Below are 22,215 nucleotides of genomic sequence, written 5' to 3' on the forward strand. Positions count from 1 at the left end.
GGAGGCTTCCCAGGCGGCAGCACCAGAGCCCGTCGAGGGGCGGAGAACACGTGCTCCTGGCGTCTGAGGCCCGAGAAGCTCCCCGTTCCGGCGACCCCCGCCGCCAGCGTGCGACTGTCAGCGCGTCCGGAACTCCATTGCAGGCGTATTCGCCAGACGTGCACCGCGGTGGTCGTTGAGGGAAAGTCCGCCGTTGGCACCGACGGTCGAAGAGCCTCAGGCCGTGGGGGTGTGGCTGCCCCAGGGTCGACTGCGCCGACAGCAGGCGACCCCTGAACGCGGGAACGAGGATAGTCTCGGTCCTCGTCCCCGCAGAGGTCAGGGGGCACCTGCCGGGGAACAGCAGCTTACTGAGTCCTGCCCGGGTCCGTGTGCACCACGACCGGTGGCGTCATCGGCGTTCGAGGACTTGCTGGTCGAACAGGCTCGCCGGGGTGACAGGCCGGCCGGGGCTGACGATGGTGCCCAATGCCGGCTTGGTGGGCAGTTCGGCATCGTGCTTGCCGGGAACCTGCTGGCCGGTGGGACCGAAGGCCCAGTTGTCCGCGGTCGGCGGGGCCTGGATCGTGTACGTGGCAGCGCTGGTGTTCCAGAAGACGTTGTTGGCGCCTTGCCAGCCGTGTCCGGTGCCGCCGTCGGCGGCGTTGGCGACGATGAAGGCGCTGTCGTTGCCCTTGATGGCCAGTTGGTCGTACAAGGTGCCCGAACCCCACTTCATGTGCGGGCCCGCGTCGACGTGACCGCCGGACAGGGAGGTGGCGGTGCCGTGCGTGAAGACGTTCGGGCCGGCCGCGAACGACTGGGTGGTCCAGGCGTGGATGTGGTCACCGGTGACGGTGGTGTCCTGCACGAGGACCTGCTGTCCGCCGATCATGAATGCCGGCGGGGGTGCCAGCCGGGCCGGCACGACCATGTTCAGGTCGTCGGCGCGCTCGATCGTGACTCGGCTGGCGTTGTCGTTGACGTAGAAGCCCGACCCGAAGTGCGTCAGCCGCACGTTCCTGACCCACACATCCCGGGCGGCGTCGATGGTGATCAGCCGGGAGGCGAATGCACCGGCTTCACTGTTCTTGCCACCGCTCGGTCGACCGTAGTTGGGGTCTTGGGTGAATGCCGTGGCGTCTGCGGAAAGATTCTCCACGCCTGCCTCGGTGACCTGGCCGTGCAAGGTGTAGTGCCAGACCGTGCCACCGCCGTACTTGTTGTCGATCGCGGTGGTCAGCGGGGCGTCGAGCGTCAGGGTCTTGTTCTTGACAGCGGTGATGGTGCGCACGGCCAGGATCCCGGAGTTCGGTCTCCAGCTGTCCCCGCCCGCGATCGTGTCCATTCCGATCGCGTGGATCCACTCCTGGGTAGTGGGACGCTGCACCACGATCTGTTCCCCGACGGTGAAGGAGGCAGGCTTGTCCACGCTCAGCGTGGTCGCGCCGACCGGCACATAGGGGTCCGAGATCGTGGCCCGGGTGCCGGTGCGGGTGTAGGCAGCATCCGAACCGACCCTGATCAGCGAGCCCGGGGTTCCCAGGGCCTGCAACCGGGTGCCTCCGGCGGAGGTCCCCGAGCCGCGCAGCACCACGCCGCTGGCCAGCTGGATCCCGGCAGTGACACGGAAGATTCCCGGCCCCAGCAGCACCGCCCCGCGAATCCCTCCGGCATCGGCTGCCCTCTTCGCCACTTGGCCGATAGCGGCCTGGATCCGGCGCGTGTCATCGCCGCTGGCTTTCGCCTGTACGCGCACCGCGACCGGAGCCTGTGGCAGCGCGGCGCGCCCACCCCGGTAGCCTGCTGCGGAGAAGTCCGGGATGGTGTTGCCCAAACTGTCAGGGGAATAGGACAGTTTGCCCCCGGTGTATGTCACGGTGGCAGGCCGCGGGGTCGGGGCGCTGCTGGGTGCGGCCTGGACGCCGGTCTGCATCACCACCACTGAGGCCAGGGCCAGTGCGACAGCCGAGATGGTGACGGTGCGTGTGGGCGTCCGGATCCGCCCATGCCGGCCCATGGCCGTTGGGGCTGGCTGCCGCTGCCCGCGAAATTGTTTGTTGCCCATTGCGCTGATCCTCCATGCTGGTCTGCGCCCCGCCTTCTCGTGCAAGGCAGGGCACAGTTGACTGCGGATGAAAGCAGGACTGAGCTGCGTGATTCGGCCCCGTCGCGGCCGTTTCACGTGCGGTCAGGCGGATGATGCCGGTGCCATTTCCTGGCGATTTTCAGCTTCGGGCTCCGCTGTCCGGTTCGCCACTCGGCGTTCTCAGATAGCCCCATGAGCCAAGGCGCCGGGGTCCTTCCGTGCGGCTGGAAGGCATCCTGGGCGTGCATCTGTGCCCTGGTGCAAGTAGGCCAGGGTGCGGGAGCGGCCGGCGGCCTCCCCCTGGCGGTCCGATCAGTTCAGGCCCGATTCACGACGCCGCCACCGGCGGAGAACCGGCGCCCTGCGCCCTCGGAGCTCGCCGGGCCCGAGCCTTGCTCAGTGGGCGACGCGGCCGTGCGGGCGCTCACAGGTCACCAAGTCGCGTGTCGTGGGGACGCGGATATCCGCAGGAGACTCCCAGGACGCCACGGCCGCCTCGGCCCAGTCGAAGGCCCAACCGGCGCGTATTCCGCGGGCCCCCCAGCCGTCCGACGGGTGGCAGGAAATCTCGTTCCCCGCCGCTCGTGCGTCAAGGGCTACCTCGCACGTCTTGCGTGCGATCTGCAGGGCCCTCGATGCGGTGTCCGCAGGTCCGATAAGGACGTGGAGGCCGCTTTGCTCGGGATGTGCGATGTTTATGATGGGGACGTTGACCTGGAAGTAGAGCGGGTCCATAACGTCATCTCCCTTTGTCGCGTCGTTCAGCGGGTACTGACACGGCCCTGGGGGCTCTGACAGATCGACCAGGGTCCTGGATGCGGGTTCGGAGCCCGATCCGCCAGCACCAACCAACCTAGGACCGGATCCCCGACGCGAATATGCGGGATCAAGAGATCGCTATACGTGATTTATCCCCATAGTCCGCATCGTCGCACTCGCTCCCCGCGCATGACCCGGTTGCCACCGCCCGCCCCACCTCCTCCCAGAACCCTCCCCCGGCGGGTCCATCTTTTTGCGAGCTGCCTGGGGGCCTGGAGCGATACCAGCGGCGCACATCGACTCCAACCCTTGCAGGATTCAGACGGCCAAGCTTCCCGGGGCGGTTCACAACGGCAGCTCAAGGTCACTGGTGACGCCCGCGTGTGGTACCCGTACGGCAAAGATCGGCGCACGTGCTGGTCAAGCTGAGCCGCGTCGGCCACTCCTTCCAGACGGACAGGTAGCGCGGAGCTCCCAACCCAGATGGGGTTTGGACCCCCGCGTCGTGTGGCGGCCCGGTCGGGGTTCGAGCTACAGGGTCTGCCCGCCGGGCCGATACGGAGCCCGGACCATGTGCGCTGCGGGCCTTTGGTCTGCCGCTATGTGTCATCCCCGGCGTGTGCCACGGAGCACGCAGCACCAGGTGGCTCCTGCATCACCGTCATCTTGTCAATGATGGCAAGGTACGGCCTCGCCGCTTCGATGATCTGCGTCGCGACGATCGCCCACGTAGCCCGCCGCGTCACCGGCCAAGCCGCCTTCAGCTGGCGCGCAAACGCAACGGGATAACGGGCACGGCGGAGGACCCGGAGCCGAATCAGCCGCCGATGGCTTTGAGGACGAACGTCGCGGCCGGCGTCGTATAGCGCTGCAGATAGGAGTTGTGGATGGTCAAACTGGTTCCGCTGTCGCAGAACAGGTCATCGTGGTCGCAGTACGCGCGAATGCGGTGAGCGTAGGCGTTGAGTCGTTGGTCAGGCAGGCGGGGGAACATCCCAGCTCGCCGGGCAGTGCCTTGGTCGAAGGACTGTCCCGGAATGTGGCGCGGGTCGCCCATCTGGATCACCGCGGCGATGTGCGCGCCCAGGAAGGCGTGGAGGGGCGGCGTCTTTGTACCCAACTGCCCGCCGCCTCCGCCGCCCAGCGCGTCACCGATGATGTGCGCACCCTGGGAATACCCGATGAGCACGATTTTCTGGGTAGGGCAGGCCGCGATCTGGCGGGCTACCTGGCGCTTCACCGCGACAGTGCCCTTTGCGGAGCTGTCGGCATACGGGTCGAGTTGGGCGGGATAGTCGACCGCGCCGATGTCGACGGTGTGCCTGCTCTGATTCTTGATCTGGGTGGCGAGGCTGCCGATTGCCCCCGGGCCCGGAGGTTCGGTCGAGCCACGCGCGGACAGGACGTAGACGTCTGCGCAGTGTGCCGGGCTGGGGGTTGCGGGTGCGGCTGATGCGGCGGGGCCGGTGAACAGGCTGCTGGCCGCCACGGTGGCCAGCGCCGCCATCTGCAAAGAACGGGAGAGGTGCATGGCAAGGCTCCTGTGCTGCTGGGGACATCCATCCAGGTGGTTCTCTGGACGAGTCGCTAGTGAGGGTCGCTTCGTTGGTCGGTTGAGTCCTTTCCGCCCGTAGCGGCGCTCCTGTCCGCTGGCGGCGCTACGGCCGGAGGGAGGGTGCCGGTTGTCAGCGGCTGTGGGTGCCGTATAGCTGGGCCATGCCTCAATGTAGACTCTGTCAACAATGTAGACAACGCCTACAAAGATGTCGCTGCTCACATCCAGCTAGGGTGAAGGCATGAATCACCGCCCCTACCACCACGGTGACCTGCGCGCCGCTCTGCTAGCCCGAGCCGAGCAGACACTGCGCGAGAAGGGGCTGGGTGCGCTGTCCCTGCGCGAACTGGCTCGCGGCCTCGGGGTGAGCCCCGCCGCGCCGAACCGCCACTTCAAGACCAAGGAGAGCCTGCTCGACGCCTTGGCGCTGACCGGCTTGCACCGTCTTTCCGACGCCATCGCCTGCTCGCAAGAGGGCATCGGTGAGACCTTTGCCGAGCAACTGAACGCCGCCGCCCGTGCCTACGTGAACTTCGCCACGACCAACCCTGCGTTGTTGGAACTGATGTATTCGGTCAAGCACAGCTCCGCGGCATCACCCGAGCTGCGCGCCGGCGTCTATGGCTGGACCGAGCACCTGGTGGAGGCAATTCGTAGCGGGCAGCGGCGAGGTGAGGTGCGCGACGCGGCTATCGAACGTGTCGCCCTGCCGATCGTCGCGTCGCTGCACGGCTACGCCGACTTGGCGGCCAGCGGCACACTGCCCGTCGAGGCCGCCGGCCATGGACTCGACGACGTGATCGCTTCCATCCTGCGGGGTTGCGCACCGGAATAGAGCGGTCGCGGCGAGCGGTTCGACGCGACTTGCCAGTCACGGGACATGACGATGGCCCCGCCTCCGGCGGAGCCATCGTCATGTCCAGCGCGGGCCGGGGAGCCCTGTGAAGGGGGTTCTCCTGCTGTACCGACCCCGTGGGGCGCGCTAGGTGCCGCCCAGGGGGCCGACCTGGACCCGCCAGGGTCTGGCGTGCTGGGGTGGTTAGCCGTTGACGGAAATGCAGTTGATGACGGTGCCGGTGTTTTGGGGCAGGAAGGTGCAGGTGCCGCCGTGGATGATGCCGCCCTGGTTTCCGTCACCGTCCCCGTTGACGGTGCCCGCGTTGCTGGGGCCCCGCCCGCCATGATCCATTGCCCCGCCGGTGAGGAAGATCAGGTCGAGGAGGTCGCCGCCGTTAACGGTGCCGTTACTGCCGTTGGCAGCGCCGTTTTGGCCGTCGACGTCCACGCCATGGCCGCCCGTGATGTTGATGGTGTCGATGCCGTCGCCGCCGTCGACCGTGCCCTGGTTGCCCGCGCCGGCCTGGGTGGGCCCGCCAGCGCCCCGGATGACGATGCTGTCGACACCCGCACCGGCGTTGACGATCCCGCCGGGGCCGTTCCCGTCGCCGCCGGAGCCGGTGACGCCGTCCCTGCTCACGCCGGCGCCGCCCGTGATGTTGATGGTGTCGATGCCGTCGCCGCCGTTGACCGTGCCAAGGTTGCCGACCTGAGTATCGATCCGACTGCCCTGGATACTAATCGTGTCGGCGCCGTTCCCGCCGTCGACGGTGCCCAGGTTTGCAGCAGCGTTCCCTGCAGCGACGTCCTCGTCGGTGATGGTGATGGTGTCATTGCCGCCGCCAGCGTCGATGGTGGTCCCGGCTGCGACGCCAGTGTTGCAGGTGATGTCATCGTTTCCGGCGGTGCCGGTGATGGTGGTGTCCGTGGTGCTGGTGCCGTTGACGGTGCAGGTGGTGTCCGCGGCGTGGGCAGCGGTGGGCAGGGCGACCACAGCGGCCAGGGCGAGTGCGGTGGTGCTGAGGAGTCCGACAACCTTGGATGGCAGGCGCATGAGCTGTTCTCCGGTTCCTTGGACGGGCCGATATATGCTCGGCCGGGCTGATCTTATGGCCACAGCCCAACAGGCATATGCCGGATATATGGAGCCCTTAACCCTTTTCGGCATATAATCATCAACGCGGCTCATGGAGGTGACCTCCGCGGGAGCTGCTTTTCGCGGATGTTGCTGAGGTTGTAGCCGTGGTGTCGTGAGTGTGAGTCCGGCCCCGGTGAGGCATCCGTCGATGATGTCCCTGCGGTATTGCATCTGGCGCAGGCCGTGTGGCAACCGGCGGATGAGATGGTCGGGATCGGCGAAGGCAGTGTTGGCCTGGGCGGTCCGTCGCAAAACCGACCAGATGCCTTCGACGGGGGTTGAGGTCGGGGGCGTAAGGCGGCAGGTGGTCGACGGTGAAGCCAGTCCTGCACGGCGATGAACGCCCACATACGGCGGTCTATGTGAACGGTCAGGTTGTCCCAGAAGATGACCATCGGCCCGTCCACCTGCTGGTGGGCAGCGATGAGGAGGTCGCGGTGGTCCAGGCGAAGCTCTTGCGGCCGCTGCTTCTCTGATCGGTGTGCGGTCTGGGCCGGTAGATCAGGCGGGAGCGCATCCCGGCCTTGTAGCAGCATGGAGCGGCGATAGAGAAGTGGCGTTGGGAACGGCCTCTCATCGTGATGACGGGGGTCGATCCGTGCTTGCCCCACGTGCGGGAGGTCGGCGCGTCATCGAAAATCCGGCCTCGTCCTCGACGACGAGCCAGGCCCCGAACGCCGCCGCGGTGGTTCCACGTGCGACCACACGTCCTTTACCCAGCCAGCCACCGCCGCCTCGTCCCGCTCGACAACCCGTCGGGGCGGAACCTGATGGCTCCAGCCGTGCCTTCGGAGCATCTGGGAGATGCCCGACTGCGTCATTGAGGGGCCTTGTGCTTCTCGGACAGCGGTTTGATGGGCTTCTATGCTGCGAATTGCCGTTGCTCATAGTCGGCTTGGACCTCTGAGTGGGCGTTTGGTTCTGCTATTGAGCATTTTCAGCGTGGCCCCGATCGGGTGACGGCGACGAGGGCGCAACGCACGGGGCACCCGTGCCGTTGAGGGAGGTGTTCGACGTCTCAACTCATCAGCGCAGGTGCCTCGTTGGTTCCTATCCTGCCGCACTCGACCTGCCTCACACGCTGGTCGAGTGGGTCACCCTGCTCATCGTCACCCGCGAGGGTGACCGCCGCTGCATTGGGCCGGGGGGCGGGGGCGGGGACGGCGGCGCTGCCCAGTCCGGCCGGTCCGCCCGGGATCCGCCCCAGTGCCTCGGCCGACGGCTGCCCCGGTCGGGGGTGATCATGACCTGGCTCTCCCATCTGCGCATGGCTATATGTTTCTTCCTGCGCGTGCGCTCATTCGGAAGCCGTCGATGCGGCCCCACGAATGCCGCCTGGGAAGCGTCTACGATGAAGCATTACCGAAGTTGCCGCGAGTGATACTCACTCGATCGAGCGATGGTATGACCGGTACTGATCTGCAATAATTCAACCGGCGAACACCTCATACCCCAGGATGACCGCAGTGCGTTGGCGTCAGGCCGCCCACGAAATCGGCGCCAATCGATACCCCTGCAGGTAGGGGCAGGACGCGAAGCCGAGTATCGGTTTGACTCCGGGATCGCATCTCCATTCCGCACTTCTCCCCCGCTTTGCGAACTTGTGCTCTCTTGATGCGAGTTCGCGCTCACGAGCAATCCATCGAAGAATGTCACGGTAAAGGAAGCATCATGTCGATCGAAGCACGCCCGGAATCCGCGAGCGCTCCGAACGTCAACGCGGCGCAAAGCAGCCTCGATACGGCTGCCGCCCGGAATCTGGCGACCACGACGAAGTCCGCGCCGCAGATGGCGGGGATCTCCTCGCGGTGGCTGCTGCGCATGCTGCCCTGGGTCGAGGTCACCGCGGGCACCTACCGGGTCAACCGCCGGCTGACCTACGCCGCCGGCGACGGCAAGGTCACCTTCGTCAAGACCGGCTCCCACGTGCGGGTCATCCCCGCCGAACTTCGCGAACTGGCCCTGCTGCGCTCCTTCGAGGACGAGGGCGTGCTGGCCGCGCTGGCCGACAAGTTCACCCAGCGCGAGTTCGCTCCCGGCGAGCTGCTCGCCGAGGCCAGTCACCCCGTCGACACGCTGTTCCTGCTCGCTCACGGCAAGGTCGAGCAGCTCGCCGAGGGCGAGTTCGGCGAGCAGAATCGTCTCGGCGTCTTGGCCAACGGGGCTCATCTCGGGGAACACGGGCTGCTGAGCGCTGAGGCCAGTTGGGAGTTCACCGCCCGGGCGGCGACGACCACCACGGTGCTGGCGCTGTCCCGGCAGGACTTCCAGTCCCTGGCCGACCAGTCCCCCACCCTGCGCGCCCACGTCGAGGCCTACCGCGCCATTCCGCGCCAGCGCGTCAACAAGCGCGGTGAGGCCGCCATCGAACTCGCCTCGGGACACAAGGGTGAAGCGGAGCTGCCGAGCACGTTCGTCGACTACGAACTCGCCCCCCGCGAGTACGAGCTGAGCGTCGCGCAGACCGTGCTGCGCGTCCACAGCCGCGTCGCGGACCTCTACAACGAACCGATGAACCAGATCGAGGAACAGCTCAAACTCACCATCCAGGCGCTGCGCGAGCGCCAGGAGCACGAGCTGATCAACAACCCGGACTTCGGACTGCTGCACGCCGCCGACTACGACCAGCGCCTGCAACCGCACGCCGGCCCCCCGCTCCCCGACGACCTCGACGAACTCATCAGCCGCCGCCGCGGCACCCGCTTCCTGCTCGCCCACCCCCGCACCATCGCCGCCATCGGCCGCGAATGGACCCGCAAGGGCCTGTACCCCAACACCGTCGAGGTCCACGGCAGCACCGTCCCGGCCTGGCGCGACGTGCCGATCCTGAGCTGCAACAAGATCCCGATCAGCCAGGCCCGCACCAGCTCGATCATCGCCGTGCGTACCGGCGAGGACAACCAGGGCGTCATCGGCCTGCGCCAGACCGGCATCCCCGACGAGTACGAACCCGGCCTCAACGTCCGCTTCATGGGCCTGAGCGAGAAGGCCATCATCAGCTACCTCGTCAGCGCCTACTACTCCGCCGCCGTCCTGGTCCCCGACGCGCTCGGCATCCTGGAGAACGTGAACATCGCCAACTGGCGTGACTGACAGCTGTCTCGGCCGAACGGTTCCGATGCGCGCGGTGCGTGGTGTGCGCGCCGTAAGCGCGGAGTTCATCTGCCACCGGACACCGGTTCGACCGATAGGACCGACACGGGTTTGGATCTGGTGCCGATGAGGGATGTCAGCTCGGTACTCGCGATGCACGCGGCTGAGGAGTAGCGGCGCCATCGGGTTGCATGGACCTGGCAACCCGAACGGTGGACCAGCCTCGCGATACAACGGCCATTGTGAGGAACATGAATCACCGGCCAAAATGCATTCCCGCCTGCCCTGCGCTCGTTGCGTCCCGCTCGGAGCGACTCGACGATGCGAACGAAAGAGTAGGCGGGGGCAGCATTGCGAAGGAATCGCTCAACCCCCGCTGTTAGCTAAGGAGGCCGGAGCGATTCGCTTTGTGGCGGTTCCGCTTCGCTCGATCGGCCGCTCAATTCTGTAGGACATTCTTCCGGGAGGTCGGGAACCATGGGCACAACGACGTCCAGACAAGACGACCGCGATGAGCCTCCTGTACCCAACTCCGCCCCGTTTCCAGCGCAAACCACGACAGCCGTGCGCATGTCCCCGGGCGCGGTTCCGGTCACAGCCGAGGAGCGAACCGCAGCGAATCTCCTGGCTCTGGCCCGGGTGGAAGTCGACCCGATATTGCGCGCCGTGGTGGAGTCGATGCCTGAATCGATGTCCCGGATCGCCGCGTACCACTTCGGGTGGCAGGAGGCAGATGGCTCAGCAGCATCCGCCGACGCGGGGAAGGCGATCCGGCCCGCGCTGGTACTCGCCGCGGCTCGGCCCTACACCGGCGCTGTGCCCTTGACGACGGGACCTGCTGCCACGTCTCTGGGCGGCATCGCACAATCGACCACCCGCGCGGCGGCGGCAGTCGAACTGGTCCACAACTTCACCCTGCTCCATGATGACGTGATCGATCGCGATGAGATCCGCCGTCACCGCCTCACCGCCTGGAAGGTGTTCGGTACGACCGAAGCAATCCTGGTGGGAGACGCCCTGCACTCGGTGGCTTTGCGGACACTTGCCGAGGACACGCACCCGGCGGCCAGGGCCGCAATGCGCCGACTCACCCACTGCGTGGTCGAGCTCTGCGACGGCCAGCAGGCCGACTGCGCCTTCGAACAGCGCACCCGCGTCACGTTGGCCGAGTGCCTGGCTATGGCCGAAGCCAAGACCGGTGCTCTGCTCGGCTGCGCCTGCGCGATCGGTGCACTCTATGGCGGAGCCAACGAAGCCGAAGCCCAGGCGATGGACGCCTTCGGCCGCCAGATCGGAGTCGCATTCCAGCTGATCGATGACCTGATCGGCATCTGGGGCGATCCCGGCGTAACCGGAAAGCCGGCCGGTTCCGATCTCCTGATCCGCAAGAAGTCCTTGCCAGTTGTATCCGCCTTGGAGTCCGGCACTACGGCGGGGGCCGACCTCGCCGAGATCTACGCCCTGCAACGTCCGCTGACCGGGGCAGAGGCCCGACGAGCCGCTGAAGCTGTCGACCGGGCCGGCGGACGGGACTGGGCCCAGAGCGCCGCTCGCGAGCGGATGAATGCAGCAATCGAGCACCTTACCGTGGCGGTTCCCGACACGATCTCAGCACAGCCCCTGTTGGCGCTTGCACAGATGGTCGCCCGTCGAAACCGCTGATCACAGCGAGGTCAGAACCGGTTCTGGCCGTCAGCTGTGTGCCGCACACCTTCCCACCGCTGCGATGCCACTCGTGTCTGGAGAACTGACCGACAGGCTGCACCTGCTTGCGCATCGCATCCTCGGGTGGCGCGGCATGGGTATGCAGGAGACACCGAACCCGCTACGCATACTGAGCGATGTTGACGTCGCCGGAGGGCCTGGCCAGCCTGTTTGGTCGTGCTGGAGATCACTGACACCGTCACCCGGTCTCAAGAACGGGTGTGGTCCGGCCGCGGCATCACCCCGCGGCACCACGCCAGAGAAGACCTACGCAAGGACTGGTACCGATGACGCGGCAACCCTTCAAACTACCGGACTTCTACATGCCGTACCCAGCCCGGTTGAACCCGCATCTGGAGAGCGCGCGGGAACATTCCAAGGGATGGGCCCACGGAATGGGAATGATCGAGGGCTCCGGGATCTGGGAGGAGGACGACTTCGATCGCCACGACTACGCGCTACTCTGCGCCTACACTCATCCGGACTGCGACGCGGCCGAGCTGGCGTTGATCACCGACTGGTACGTCTGGGTGTTCTTCTTCGATGACCACTTCCTGGACATCTTCAAGCGCAGCGGCGACATGGTCGGTGGGAAGGCCTATCTGGACCGGCTGCCCGCGTTCATGCCGCTGGCTGACGGCGCGGGCCACCTGGCGCCGACCAACGCCGTCGAGGCCGGTCTGGCCGACCTCTGGGCGCGGTCCGTCCCGGCCAGGTCGATGGCTTGGAGGCAACGCTTCTCCGTCGCCACCAAGGCGCTGCTGAACGAGTCCCTGTGGGAACTGGCCAACATCAACGAAGGCCGGATCGCCAACCCGGTGGAGTATATCGCGATGCGCCGCAAGGTCGGCGGCGCCCCCTGGTCAGCCGGCCTGGTGGAACACGCGGCGTGTGCTGAGGTTCCGGAGGCCATCGCGGCCAGCCGCCCGATGGAGGTGCTGCGGGACACGTTCTCGGACAGCGTGCACCTGCGCAACGACTTGTTCTCCTACCAGCGAGAGGTCGAGGGGGAAGGCGAGCTCTCCAACGGCGTGCTGGTCTTGGAGAGGTTCTTTGACTGCTCCACGCAAGAGGCGGCCGAGCGGGTCAACGACCTGCTCACCTCTCGGCTTCAGCAGTTCGAGCACACCGCGCTGACCGAGGTCCCCATGCTGCTGCTCGATCACGGATTGGACGCCCAGAAGGCCGCTGACGTCTTCGCCTACGTCAAGGGCCTGCAAGACTGGCAGTCCGGTGGCCACGAGTGGCATCTGCGCTCCAGCCGCTACATGAACGAATTCACCGGGACCGTTGCCGCCCGCCCCGGCCCCCTAGGTGCTCCCTCCGGTCTCGGCACCTCAGCCGTCCGATTGTTCGACTCGGTCGCCCGCACCATGCCGAGCCGGCTGCGCAGCTTCACCCACCACCCGTTCGAGCAGGTCGGCCCGACCGTACTGCCGGACTTCTACATGCCGTTCAGCAACGCCCTGAGCCCGCACCTGGACCGTGCGCGGCAGAACGTGGTCGACTGGGCTCAGCGCATGGGCCTGCTGGACCTGGTCCCCGGGGTCGCCGGTAGCGGCTTGTGGACTGAAGACAAACTGCGCGGGTACGACTTTGCCCTCTGCTCGGCCGGCATCCACCCGGACGCCAGCGCCGCACAGCTGGACCTCACTACCGCCTGGCTGACCTGGGGCACGTGGGGCGATGACCTCTACCCGCTGGTGTTCGGGCGGACCGGGGACATCCTGGGGGCCAAGCACCTGCATGCGCGGATGCTCGGTCTGATGACCGTGGAGGGGCCGTCCGCGGTCACTCCGGTGCACCCGATCGAAATCTCCTTGGCTGATCTCTGGCAGCGCACGGCGGGTCCCATGCCGGTCGAGTCCCGTCGGGCCTTTCGGGGCGCGGTTGAACGCATGCTGGAGAGCTGGCTGTGGGAACTGGCCAACCAGGTCCAGAACCACATCCCCGACCCGGTGGACTACATCGAGATGCGCCGCCAGACCTTCGGTTCGGACCTCACCAGAGCGCTTGCGCGCCTGGCGCGGGGCAACGGCATTCCGCCGGAGGTCTTCGCCTCCACCCCGATCGTCGAACTGGAGGCGGCTGCCGCCGACTATTCCTGCATGATGAACGATGTCTTCTCCTACCAGAAGGAGATCCAGTACGAAGGCGAGATCCACAACGTGATCCTGGTGGTGCAGAACTTCCTCAACTGCGACCGGCACCAGGCGCTGGCCATCGTGCACGACTTGATGACCAGCCGGATGAAGCAGTTCGAGCACATCACCGAGATCGAACTACCCGCGCTGCTGGATGAATTCCAGCTCGACCCCACCGCCCGCAGGGAACTGGAGGGCTACGTCCAGGAAATCCGGCATTGGATGTACGGGATCCTGGTCTGGCACGCCGGCTGCGACCGCTACAACGAAGGCGCTTTGCAGCGTCACTTCGCACCGACCGCAGGCCTGGCTCGGCCTGCCGTCGGCGGCCCGACCGGGCTGGGCAATGCGGCCGCGAGCTGGATCAAACGATTGGCATGAGCTGATCGCGATCGGACCGCACAAGGCTGGATGCCCGGACCGCCTGGTCCTCCTTCGCCGACCTGGCACCGGCCCATGGAATATCTCGAACCCGCAGGCCGCCGGTACGAGGCCCGAGCCATTTCCTTGCGTCGCGCAGGTCAGGACCGGCACCGTGCTGGCCATACTGCGCACCTGGCCGAGGGCAATGAATCCCTTCCCACAGAGTGCTAGGAGCAGAGGGTGGATGAGATCGAGGAGTTGGCAGGAGTCGCTATCGCGGCCAATGGCCTCTCACCCCGCCTGGGTGCACGGATCGCCGGGCTGGGCGCGTTCCGGCCGACGACGGTTGTCTCCAACGAGCAGGCGGCTGCGGCCGCGAGCGTGGAGGCACAGTGGATCGAGCAGCGGATCGGTATCCGCGAACGGCGCTATGGCACGTCCACGGAGACGGTGGTGGCGATGGCGGTGGAGGCCTGTGTGCAGGCACTCACTGACGCGGCCACCACTCCCGACGACATCGACGTGGTCATCCTGGCGACCTGCTCGATGCCGTCGCCGATGCCCAACGGCGCCGCATCGGTGGTCTCGCGCCTGGGGTGTCGTGCGGCGGCCGGATTCGATGTGAACGCGGCCTGTTCCGGGTTCAGCCATGGTCTGGCCGTCGCTGACGCCTTGATACGGGCTGGCACCGCCCGTCAGGTCCTTGTTGCCGCCTCGGAGCGCATGAGCGACTGGGTCAGTCCCCGGGACCGCAATACCGGGCCGATCTTCGCCGACGGCGCGGCCGCAGCCGTCATCGTGCCGACCGACCAACCGGAGATCTTCCCCGTCGCCTGGGGCAGCGATGGCCACCGCGCCGACCTCATCACCATCCGACCCGACACCGGGCATATGGAGATGGCCGGCCGCAAGGTGTTCCGATGGACCACCAACGCCCTCCTGCCGGCTATCAAGGGCGCCTGCGCGCGTGCGGGGATGGCCCCGGCGGACCTGAAGGCCTTCGTGCCGCATCAGGCCAACCTGCGCATCATCGAAGGCCTCGCCCGGACCATCGGCGCCCCCGGCATAGTCACAGCCACCGACGTCATCGTCTCCGGCAACACCGGTGCGGCTTCCGTCCCCCTGGCCTTTCACGCACTACGCCGCAGCGGTGCGCTCCACAGCGGCGATCCGGTCCTCCTCTTCGGATTCGGCGCCGGCCTGGCCTACGCCGCCCAGGTTGTCCTGTGCCCCTGAACCCACATGCCCCCCTTATGAGCCCTGCTCGGTGCAGCACCCACTCCGCCTGCGACAGCCTTCCACTGGAGGACCGATGAGCTCCGACGTCAGCCCGCTGACGACCATCCGGTACATGGTCGCCGACCTCGTACAACGCCCCGTCAGCGAAATCCAGCCGGATGACCGGTTGCTGGAAGATCTCGGCATGGACTCCCTGCAGATCACCGAACTCTCCCAGAAGATCGAGAACACCGTCGGCCGGCCCGTCGACGAGGACCTCCTCAACTCGCCGGGCACGACCGTGGCCCGCTGCGCGGAGATCGCCACCGCCGCCTGACAGTCCGGCCCCGGGGTCCACCTCCGGCCAGCTACCGCGATCACCTCGTCCACGACGACCTGCAGCATCAGCGTGATTGCGGCGCGCCGCCCGGCGACGGCGCATCGCCACGCACACGACCGTCACCACCCATCGATACGGGGGATTCTGGCATGACCGTATTGCCGCCCACGCCATTGCCCGAAAGCCTTGCCGCCCTCCCCGCCCTCCGGGGAACTCTCTTCGAGAGCGTTCTGCATGCCCCACCCGGCGAGCACCGCACCGACGGAGCTGGCTTGGCCGCTTCTCCCCCGGCCCCACGCAACCGTGCCCGCAGTGGAAGGTGCTGACATGACGCAGCGCATACCCGACTCCTCGGAACTCCAAGCGTTGAGGGCGGCTCGTCACCCCGCACCTCGCACCCGCGGCACCGGGCTCGCGCACGCGAAAGTGATCCTGCTCGGCGAGCACGCTGCCGTCTACGGAGCGCCTGCTCTGGCCATGCCCCTGTCGGCCGTGACGTGCCGTGCCACGGTTACCCCACGGCACGAAGGGGCTGGAGAGCCCGTCCGCTTCCGCTATACCTCCACCCTCTCGCCCCCCGATGGGCATGCCCTCGCCCTCGACTCGGTACCGCTGGGACTTGCGCTGCTCGTTGACGCCCTGCTGGAGCGCACTGAGGAAGCAACCCCGCACCGGATGGACGTGGAACTGTCCAGCGCCATTCCTGCAGCCCGCGGCCTGGGTGCCAGTGCCGCCTGCGCCCGCGCCGTGGCCGGCGCCCTGAGCGATCTGCTGAACATGGGCCTGAACGGTCCGGAGATCTTCGCCTACGTACAGCTCGCCGAGACCGCGACGCACGGGCAGGCCTCCGGCATCGACGCCCTGGCCACCGGCAGCACCGGCCCGGTGCTGCTGGCCTGCGGCCATTCCAGCACGCCGTCGGTCGGCGCCGCCGCCTGGATCGTCGTCGCCGACTCCGGCACGCCCGGTAGCACCCACCAAGCCGTCACCATGCTGCGCACGCGCTTCGACACGCACCCTTCGCAACGCGACAGGTTCCTCGCCCAGTCCACGACGGTCACCGAACAGGCTGTCCGCGCCCTGGCGCTCGGTCAGGTCGACATCCTGGGCGCTTGCCTCACCGACAACCATCAACTGCTGTGCGACTTGGGACTGAGCACCAGCCGTATCGACGCGCTGGTCGGTGCCGCTTTGCACCACGGGGCATTCGGCGCCAAGGTGAGCGGAGGCGGGCTGGGCGGATGCGTGATCGCGCTTGCTGATTCTGCTGCCAACGCCGACACGCTGGCCGCGCACCTCACGCAGCGTGGAGCAACCCGCACATGGACCGCACAGGTCCCCAGGAGCGGGCGCACATGAAGGCCTACACATCGGTGACCGCGATCGCCCACCCGAACATCGCTCTGGTCAAGTACTGGGGCAAACGCGACGAGCACCTGATCCTGCCCATGGCCGACAGCCTGTCCATGACCCTCAACATCTTCCCCACCACCACCACCGTCCACCTCACCCCCGGGCGGACGACGGACCGCGTCCTCATCGACGGGACGCCGGCCGATGATGAAGCACACCGCCGGATCACCGAATTCCTCGACCTGATCCGAAGCCGGACCGGACGCCGAGACCGAGCCCAGGTCGAGACCAGCAACACCGTGCCGGTCGGAGCGGGCCTCGCGTCCTCCGCCGCGGGATTTGCCGCACTCGCTCTGGCAGCCGCCACCGCCTACGAGGCCGACCTCGACGCCACCGCTCTGTCCCGGCTGGCCCGCCGCGGATCCGGATCGGCCTGCCGCTCCATCTTCGGCGGCTTCGTCCAGTGGCACGCCGGCCAACCCGACCATCCCGACCCTGACCGGGGCTCCTACGCCGAGCAACTGAACGACATCCACCTGGACCTGGCGCTGATCGCGGTGCTCCTGGCGACCGGACGCAAACCGGTCTCCAGCCGTGAAGCGATGAACCGCACCGTCACGACCTCACCGCTGTTCACCGACTGGCTGGCCACCACCCGCGACGACGTCCCGGCCATGCACGCCGCCCTCAAAGACGCGGACTTGGCCAGGGTCGGGTTCATCGCCGAGCGCAACGCCATGGGCATGCACGCAACCATGGAGAGCGCCACCCCTCCCGTCATCTACCGCACACCTGCCTCCCATCAGCTTCTGGAACATGTACGCGCCATGAGGCGACGAGGAGAACAGACATGGGCCACGATGGACGCCGGCCCCAACGTCAAGGTCCTCTGCCCTCCGGCAGCCGCCCCACGGATCGCGGCAGAACTGGCCGCCGTGTCAGGTCGCCCTACCGCCATCGCTCGCCCCGGCCCCGCAGCGGCCCTCACCTCCGAGAGCTGCTGATGTGTACGCCAGTGACCCGCCAAGCGCCCGGCAAACTCCTCATCGCTGGCGAGTACGCCGTCCTCACCCCCGGACAGCCAGCAATCGTCGCCGCCGTCGACCGCTATGTCACGGTGACTGCCGCTCCTGCGCAACACGCCGACATCGAGCTGATCACCGACCTCACCGACCATCCCTTCCAGTTACACCGCGACCGGCGCGGTCTGCTCCCCCGCCCCGCTGCAAACAGCTCCCCCCGCCCGCCCGCTCTCACACACCTGCTGGGCGTCCTGTCCACCGTTGAACAGCTGCGTGCCGAACTCGACATCCCTCCCATGCCCGTCCGCCTGACCGTGCGCTCCCACCTGCACCACCAGGGAGTCAAAATCGGGCTCGGTTCCAGCGGAGCGGTGACAGCCGCCGCCACCGAGGCCCTCCTCGACCTCTACGAAATGAGCCTCCCCCCCGAGATGCGCCTACGGCTGGCCCTGCTCGCCACCGCGGCCATCGACCCTCACGCCTCCGGCGCAGATGTCGCCGCCGCAACCTTCGGCGGCTGGACCCTCTACACCCCTCCCGACCGGGACGTGCTACGCCAGGCAGTGCGCGCCGGCGGCGTCGCCGCCGCTCTGCGTTCCCCCTGGCCGGGGCTGAGCCTGCGCTCCCTAGCACCCCCCACCTGCAGTCTGCACGTGGGCTGGACCGGCAGTCCGGCCTCCACTCCTGCCCAGGTGCACCGTCTGCGACAGACCGCGTGGTGGGACAGCACCGCCCACCGCCGGTTCGCCCACGACAGCGGCCAAGCGGTCCGGGCGCTGGCCCGCGCCCTCGACCACGGTGACGAGGAAGCCGTCATCGAGGGCATCAGTACAGCCGGCAGCCTGCTGGCCCGCCTGGACCAGGACACGTCCGTGGGCATCTTCACGCCCGCGCTCAGCTCCCTGTGCGAGGCGGCCAGGATCGCGGGAGGAGCGGGCAAGCCATCCGGAGCAGGAGGCGGAGACTGCGGCATCGCACTCCTGCCAGCCGGAACCACCCCGCAGGTTCTGCAGGGTCTTTGGTCTGCCATCGGCGTCAGACCGCTCGACCTGCGCAGTGCACCCCAGCTCGCCGCGCTTGACCGACCGCCGCACGCTCTCGGGCCACAGCCCGTCGGAGCGGATCCCGGCATGGCACCACCGACCTCCTGGAGGACCCTATGACCGCGAGTCGCAAGGACGACCACGTCCGCCTCGCTGTCTCCCAGCACACGCAGACACCTCCCTCACCTGCCGACACCGCCCCGCACAGCGTGACCCCAAGCGCGTTCGATGACGTGCGCTTCGTCCACCACGCCCTCGCCGGGATCGACCGCGAGCGGGTCGATCTGCGGACCCGCATAGCCGGCCAGACGTGGCAAGCCCCGCTCTACATCAACGCCATGACCGGGGGCAGCCCCAGAACCGGGCAGATCAACCGGGACCTGGCGATCGCTGCTCGCGAGACCGGGTTGGCCATCGCTACCGGCTCCATGAGCGCCTTCCTCAAGGACCCCAGCACCGCAGGCACCTACACCCCCGTACGGTGTCACCATCCGCAAGGCTTCGTCATGGCCAACCTCAACGCCAACGCCACGCCGACACAAGCATGTCGCGCCATCGACCTCATCCAGGCAAATGCCCTGCAGATTCACCTCAATACGGTCCAGGAGATCGTCATGCCCGAGGGAGACCGCTCCTTTGGGCACTGGCCGGCAGCAATCGAGGCGATCGTGGAGACCGTCGATGTCCCGGTCATCGTCAAGGAGGTCGGGTTCGGGCTCAGCGGCCGCACCATCGCCCTCCTCGCGGAACTGGGGGTCGCTGTAGCCGACGTGGCGGGCCGCGGAGGAACGGATTTCGCGCGTATCGAGAACGGGCGTCGTGAGCAGGCCGACTACGCCTACCTCGACGGCTGGGGCCTGAGCACGCCGGCCGCCCTCCTGGACGGCCGAAACCAGGGGTTGCCGCTCCTGGCGTCCGGCGGCGTGCGCCACCCCCTCGATGTGGCCCGCGCCATCGCACTCGGCGCTCAGGCAGTCGGCGTGTCCGGCCTGTTCCTCACGACCCTCATCACCCGCGGTCTTGACGCCCTCATCGCACAGATCACCGCCTGGCTGGACCAGCTCACCGCCCTGATGACCATCCTCGGCGCTAGCAACCTCACCGAGCTCGCAGCCTGCGACCTGGAGATCAGCGGCAGCCTGCGCACCTTCCTGGACCACCCCTAGCCGCTCGTCCAGCTCTTGCGAGGGAAACCTGCGATGACCACCCCCCCGGCCTCAGTGGCCGCCCAAACGGCCGCCCCAGCTGACTGCCTTACCGGCATTCCTACGCGCTGGGTCGGTCCAGTACGGATCACCGGAAACACCACTCATACCCAGACCCGCGTCCCGCTGGCCACGTACGAATCCCCGCTGTGGCCTTCTGTCGCGCGCGGGGCCCGTATCTCCCGCCTCCTCGAGGACGGCATCAAGGTCACCCTCGTCGACGACCGGATGACCCGCTCTGTCCTGCTCCAAACGGTCGACGCCGAAGCCGCCTACGCCGCCACCGTCGCCCTCCATGCCCGCACCGACGAACTGCGGACACTGACCCGCGAGACCAGCCGCTTCGCCACCCTCCTCGACATTCGGCACGAGATCATCGGCCCGCTGCTGTTCGTGAGGTTCGAGTTCACCACCGGCGACGCCTCCGGCCACAACATGGTCACGCTCGCCGCCGACCGACTCCTCACCCACCTCGTGACCCATCTCCAAGGGGTCAGTTACGGGTCCATCTCCGCCAACTACTGCACGGACAAGAAAGCCACCGCCGTCAACGGAATCCTCGGCCGCGGCAAGAACGCCACAGCAGAAATTCTCATCCCCCATGCCATGGTCACCGATCACCTGCACACCACCGCCAGCAAGATCACCCAGCTGAACATCAACAAGAACCTGGTGGGAACCCTGCTCGCCGGGGGAATCCGCTCGGCCAACGCCCACTACGCAAACATGCTGCTCGCCTTCTACCTCGCCACCGGCCAGGACGCGGCCAACATCGTCGAAGGCTCCCAGGGCATCACCTACGCCGCCGACCGCGACGGAGACCTCTACTTCTCCTGCACCCTGCCCAACCTGATCCTCGGCACCGTCGGCAACGGCAAAACCCTCACCACCGTCGAGGAAGCCCTCATCCGTCTGGGATGCCGAGAAGAGCGCCCCATCGGCGACAACGCCCGCCGTCTGGCAGCCATCGCCGCCGCGACCGTCCTGTGCGGCGAACTGTCCCTCATGGCAGCCCAGACCAACCCTGGCGAGCTGATGAACGTCCACACCCGCCTCGAGCGCTCCGCCGGAGCCGTCCATGACGCCTGAACTGCCCGTCGGAATCCACGACCTCACCTTCTCGACGACCAGTCTGGTCCTCACCCACGAGGAACTCGCCCGGCACACCGGCGCCCCCCTGGCCAAGTACCACCACGGCATCGGACAGCGATCCATGAGCATCCCTGCCGTCGACGAAGACATCGTTACCATGGCCGCCAACGCCGCCGCACCCGTCATCGACCGCCACGGCAAGGACCGTATCCGCACCCTGCTGTTCGCCACCGAAACCGGTATCGACCAGTCCAAAGCCGCCGGCATCTACGTCCACCGCCTGCTCGGCCTCAACCCTCACACCCGCGTCGTCGAACTCAAGCAGGCCTGCTACGCAGCAACCGCCGCCCTCCAGCTCGCCTGCGCACTCATCCGCAGCGACCCAACCCAACAGGTCCTGGTCCTGGCCAGCGACATCGCCCGCTACGACATCGGCAGCCCCGGCGAGGCCACCCAAGGCGCCGGCGCGATCGCCATGCTCATTGCCGCCAACCCCGCCATCCTCAGCATCAACACACCCTCCGGGCTCTACACCCGCGACGTCATGGACTTCTGGCGGCCCAACTACCGCACCACCCCGCTCGTCAATGGCCGACGCTCCGTCGACGCCTACCTCGAAGCCCTCACCCAGACCTGGCACGACTACAAGGAACGCGGCGGCCTACCCCTCGAAGAACTCCGTGCCATCTGCTATCACCAGCCCTTCTCCCGCATGGCCCACAAAGCCCACCAACACCTGATGCACCTCGCCGGCACACACCAGACAGCAGAAATCATCGAGCACGCCGTCGCCGGAACCACCACTTACAACGAGACCATCGGCAACAGCTACACCGCCTCCCTCTACCTCGCCCTCACATCCCTCCTCGACAGCGAAACCAACCTCGAAGAGGAAACCATCGGACTCTTCAGCTACGGCTCCGGCAGCGTCGCCGAATTCCTCACCGCCACCATCCAAACCGGATACCGCAACGCGCTGCACACCGAACGCCACCGCACAGCCATCACCCAACGCACCCCCATCACCTACGACACTTACCGCGAACTACGCAGCCAAAAACTCCCCACCGACGGAGAAGCTCTCCACCTACCCCACCAAACCCCCGGCCGCCACCGACTCGCAGGAACCCACACACACCAACGCCTCTACGAGGCGGTGGATAAGAGGTGCCCCCAGTAGACCCTCGATGAGGACTCGTAAAAACCATCCACCTTCGTAGGGGCAGTCGGGGCTGCCCTGGAACTCCCGAGCGGGAAACCAGCGCGAATCTGTTCAGTCTG

The 22,215-nt window shown here is 67.2% G+C and carries 15 protein-coding genes and 2 pseudogenes; 12 read left to right on the forward strand and 5 right to left on the reverse strand.

Annotated elements, in window-relative coordinates; all coding sequences use genetic code 11:
• Positions 1-391 precede the first annotated feature (391 nt).
• Together ABZ721_RS23930 and ABZ721_RS23935 are read right to left on the reverse strand one after the other, a co-directional pair.
• Positions 392-2,047, reverse strand: a complete 1,656-nt coding sequence (locus ABZ721_RS23930; RefSeq protein ID WP_358790716.1) for a peptidoglycan-binding protein — start codon at positions 2,045-2,047, stop codon at positions 392-394.
• Positions 2,048-3,644: 1,597 nt separating this feature from the next.
• The gene (locus ABZ721_RS23935) at positions 3,645-4,358 is read right to left on the reverse strand and encodes a cutinase family protein (RefSeq protein ID WP_358790717.1); all 714 of its coding nucleotides are present in this window, start codon (positions 4,356-4,358) and stop codon (positions 3,645-3,647) included.
• Between the two features lie 265 nt (positions 4,359-4,623).
• Between ABZ721_RS23935 and ABZ721_RS23940 the strand changes: the two genes are divergently transcribed.
• Positions 4,624-5,217 (forward strand): TetR/AcrR family transcriptional regulator, encoded by a 594-nt coding sequence (locus ABZ721_RS23940; protein WP_358790718.1) that lies wholly within the window; start codon positions 4,624-4,626, stop codon positions 5,215-5,217.
• 204 nt (positions 5,218-5,421) lie between these two features.
• Here the strand turns inward: ABZ721_RS23940 and ABZ721_RS23945 are convergent, their stop codons facing one another.
• From ABZ721_RS23945 to ABZ721_RS23955, 3 genes and pseudogenes are all read right to left on the reverse strand, one after another.
• Complete coding sequence (locus ABZ721_RS23945; RefSeq protein ID WP_358790747.1) at positions 5,422-6,273, reverse strand: hypothetical protein; 852 nt, start codon at positions 6,271-6,273, stop codon at positions 5,422-5,424.
• Positions 6,274-6,477: 204 nt separating this feature from the next.
• Positions 6,478-6,934, reverse strand: a pseudogene (locus tag ABZ721_RS23950) (transposase); the annotation flags it as partial.
• 52 nt (positions 6,935-6,986) lie between these two features.
• Positions 6,987-7,181: pseudogene (locus tag ABZ721_RS23955) on the reverse strand (winged helix-turn-helix domain-containing protein); the annotation flags it as partial.
• 847 nt (positions 7,182-8,028) lie between these two features.
• Here ABZ721_RS23955 and ABZ721_RS23960 point away from each other — a divergent pair.
• From ABZ721_RS23960 to ABZ721_RS24010, 11 genes are all read left to right on the forward strand, one after another.
• Positions 8,029-9,450, forward strand: coding sequence for a family 2B encapsulin nanocompartment shell protein (locus ABZ721_RS23960; RefSeq protein ID WP_358790719.1), 1,422 nt, complete (start codon positions 8,029-8,031; stop codon positions 9,448-9,450).
• Positions 9,451-10,020: 570 nt separating this feature from the next.
• A complete protein-coding gene (locus tag ABZ721_RS23965) occupies positions 10,021-11,112 on the forward strand; it encodes a family 2 encapsulin nanocompartment cargo protein polyprenyl transferase (protein WP_358790745.1) in 1,092 nt (363 codons plus the stop codon).
• Between the two features lie 329 nt (positions 11,113-11,441).
• A complete protein-coding gene (locus ABZ721_RS23970; protein ID WP_358790720.1) occupies positions 11,442-13,679 on the forward strand; it encodes a germacradienol/geosmin synthase in 2,238 nt (745 codons plus the stop codon).
• A 222-nt stretch (positions 13,680-13,901) separates the two neighbouring features.
• The gene (locus ABZ721_RS23975; protein ID WP_358790721.1) at positions 13,902-14,897 is read left to right on the forward strand and encodes a beta-ketoacyl-ACP synthase 3; all 996 of its coding nucleotides are present in this window, start codon (positions 13,902-13,904) and stop codon (positions 14,895-14,897) included.
• Positions 14,898-14,973: 76 nt separating this feature from the next.
• The gene (locus ABZ721_RS23980) at positions 14,974-15,216 is read left to right on the forward strand and encodes an acyl carrier protein (protein WP_358790722.1); all 243 of its coding nucleotides are present in this window, start codon (positions 14,974-14,976) and stop codon (positions 15,214-15,216) included.
• A 330-nt stretch (positions 15,217-15,546) separates the two neighbouring features.
• On the forward strand, positions 15,547-16,578 hold the full coding sequence (mvk, locus tag ABZ721_RS23985) for a mevalonate kinase (protein WP_358790723.1): 1,032 nt from the start codon (positions 15,547-15,549) through the stop codon (positions 16,576-16,578).
• Positions 16,575-17,576, forward strand: a complete 1,002-nt coding sequence (gene mvaD / locus ABZ721_RS23990) for a diphosphomevalonate decarboxylase (protein ID WP_358790724.1) — start codon at positions 16,575-16,577, stop codon at positions 17,574-17,576. Before mvk ends, mvaD begins: the two co-directional genes overlap by 4 nt.
• A gap of 11 nt (positions 17,577-17,587) precedes the next feature.
• A complete protein-coding gene (locus tag ABZ721_RS23995; RefSeq protein WP_358790725.1) occupies positions 17,588-18,757 on the forward strand; it encodes a phosphomevalonate kinase in 1,170 nt (389 codons plus the stop codon).
• On the forward strand, positions 18,754-19,803 hold the full coding sequence (fni, locus tag ABZ721_RS24000) for a type 2 isopentenyl-diphosphate Delta-isomerase (protein ID WP_358790726.1): 1,050 nt from the start codon (positions 18,754-18,756) through the stop codon (positions 19,801-19,803). Before ABZ721_RS23995 ends, fni begins: the two co-directional genes overlap by 4 nt.
• A 33-nt stretch (positions 19,804-19,836) precedes the next feature.
• Positions 19,837-20,931: a hydroxymethylglutaryl-CoA reductase gene (locus ABZ721_RS24005; RefSeq protein ID WP_358790727.1), complete on the forward strand. Its 1,095-nt coding sequence runs from the start codon at positions 19,837-19,839 to the stop codon at positions 20,929-20,931.
• Complete coding sequence (locus ABZ721_RS24010; RefSeq protein ID WP_358790728.1) at positions 20,921-22,114, forward strand: hydroxymethylglutaryl-CoA synthase; 1,194 nt, start codon at positions 20,921-20,923, stop codon at positions 22,112-22,114. Before ABZ721_RS24005 ends, ABZ721_RS24010 begins: the two co-directional genes overlap by 11 nt.
• The last annotated feature ends 101 nt before the right edge of the window (positions 22,115-22,215 follow it).

This window comes from Streptomyces sp. NPDC006733 (genome assembly GCF_040636125.1).
Taxonomy (GTDB): Bacteria; Actinomycetota; Actinomycetes; order Streptomycetales; family Streptomycetaceae; genus Actinacidiphila.

Bases quoted from the DNA above. Each gene is read 5' to 3' on its own strand.
- ABZ721_RS23930 (WP_358790716.1), bottom strand. From the start codon at position 2,047: ATGGGCAACAAACAATTTCGCGGGCAGCGGCAGCCAGCCCCAACGGCC.
- ABZ721_RS23935 (WP_358790717.1), bottom strand. From the start codon at position 4,358: ATGCACCTCTCCCGTTCTTTGCAGATGGCGGCGCTGGCCACCGTGGCG.
- ABZ721_RS23940 (WP_358790718.1), top strand. From the start codon at position 4,624: ATGAATCACCGCCCCTACCACCACGGTGACCTGCGCGCCGCTCTGCTA.
- ABZ721_RS23945 (WP_358790747.1), bottom strand. From the start codon at position 6,273: ATGCGCCTGCCATCCAAGGTTGTCGGACTCCTCAGCACCACCGCACTC.
- ABZ721_RS23960 (WP_358790719.1), top strand. From the start codon at position 8,029: ATGTCGATCGAAGCACGCCCGGAATCCGCGAGCGCTCCGAACGTCAAC.
- ABZ721_RS23965 (WP_358790745.1), top strand. From the start codon at position 10,021: ATGTCCCCGGGCGCGGTTCCGGTCACAGCCGAGGAGCGAACCGCAGCG.
- ABZ721_RS23970 (WP_358790720.1), top strand. From the start codon at position 11,442: ATGACGCGGCAACCCTTCAAACTACCGGACTTCTACATGCCGTACCCA.
- ABZ721_RS23980 (WP_358790722.1), top strand. From the start codon at position 14,974: ATGAGCTCCGACGTCAGCCCGCTGACGACCATCCGGTACATGGTCGCC.
- mvk (WP_358790723.1), top strand. From the start codon at position 15,547: ATGACGCAGCGCATACCCGACTCCTCGGAACTCCAAGCGTTGAGGGCG.
- mvaD (WP_358790724.1), top strand. From the start codon at position 16,575: ATGAAGGCCTACACATCGGTGACCGCGATCGCCCACCCGAACATCGCT.
- fni (WP_358790726.1), top strand. From the start codon at position 18,754: ATGACCGCGAGTCGCAAGGACGACCACGTCCGCCTCGCTGTCTCCCAG.
- ABZ721_RS24005 (WP_358790727.1), top strand. From the start codon at position 19,837: ATGACCACCCCCCCGGCCTCAGTGGCCGCCCAAACGGCCGCCCCAGCT.
- ABZ721_RS24010 (WP_358790728.1), top strand. From the start codon at position 20,921: ATGACGCCTGAACTGCCCGTCGGAATCCACGACCTCACCTTCTCGACG.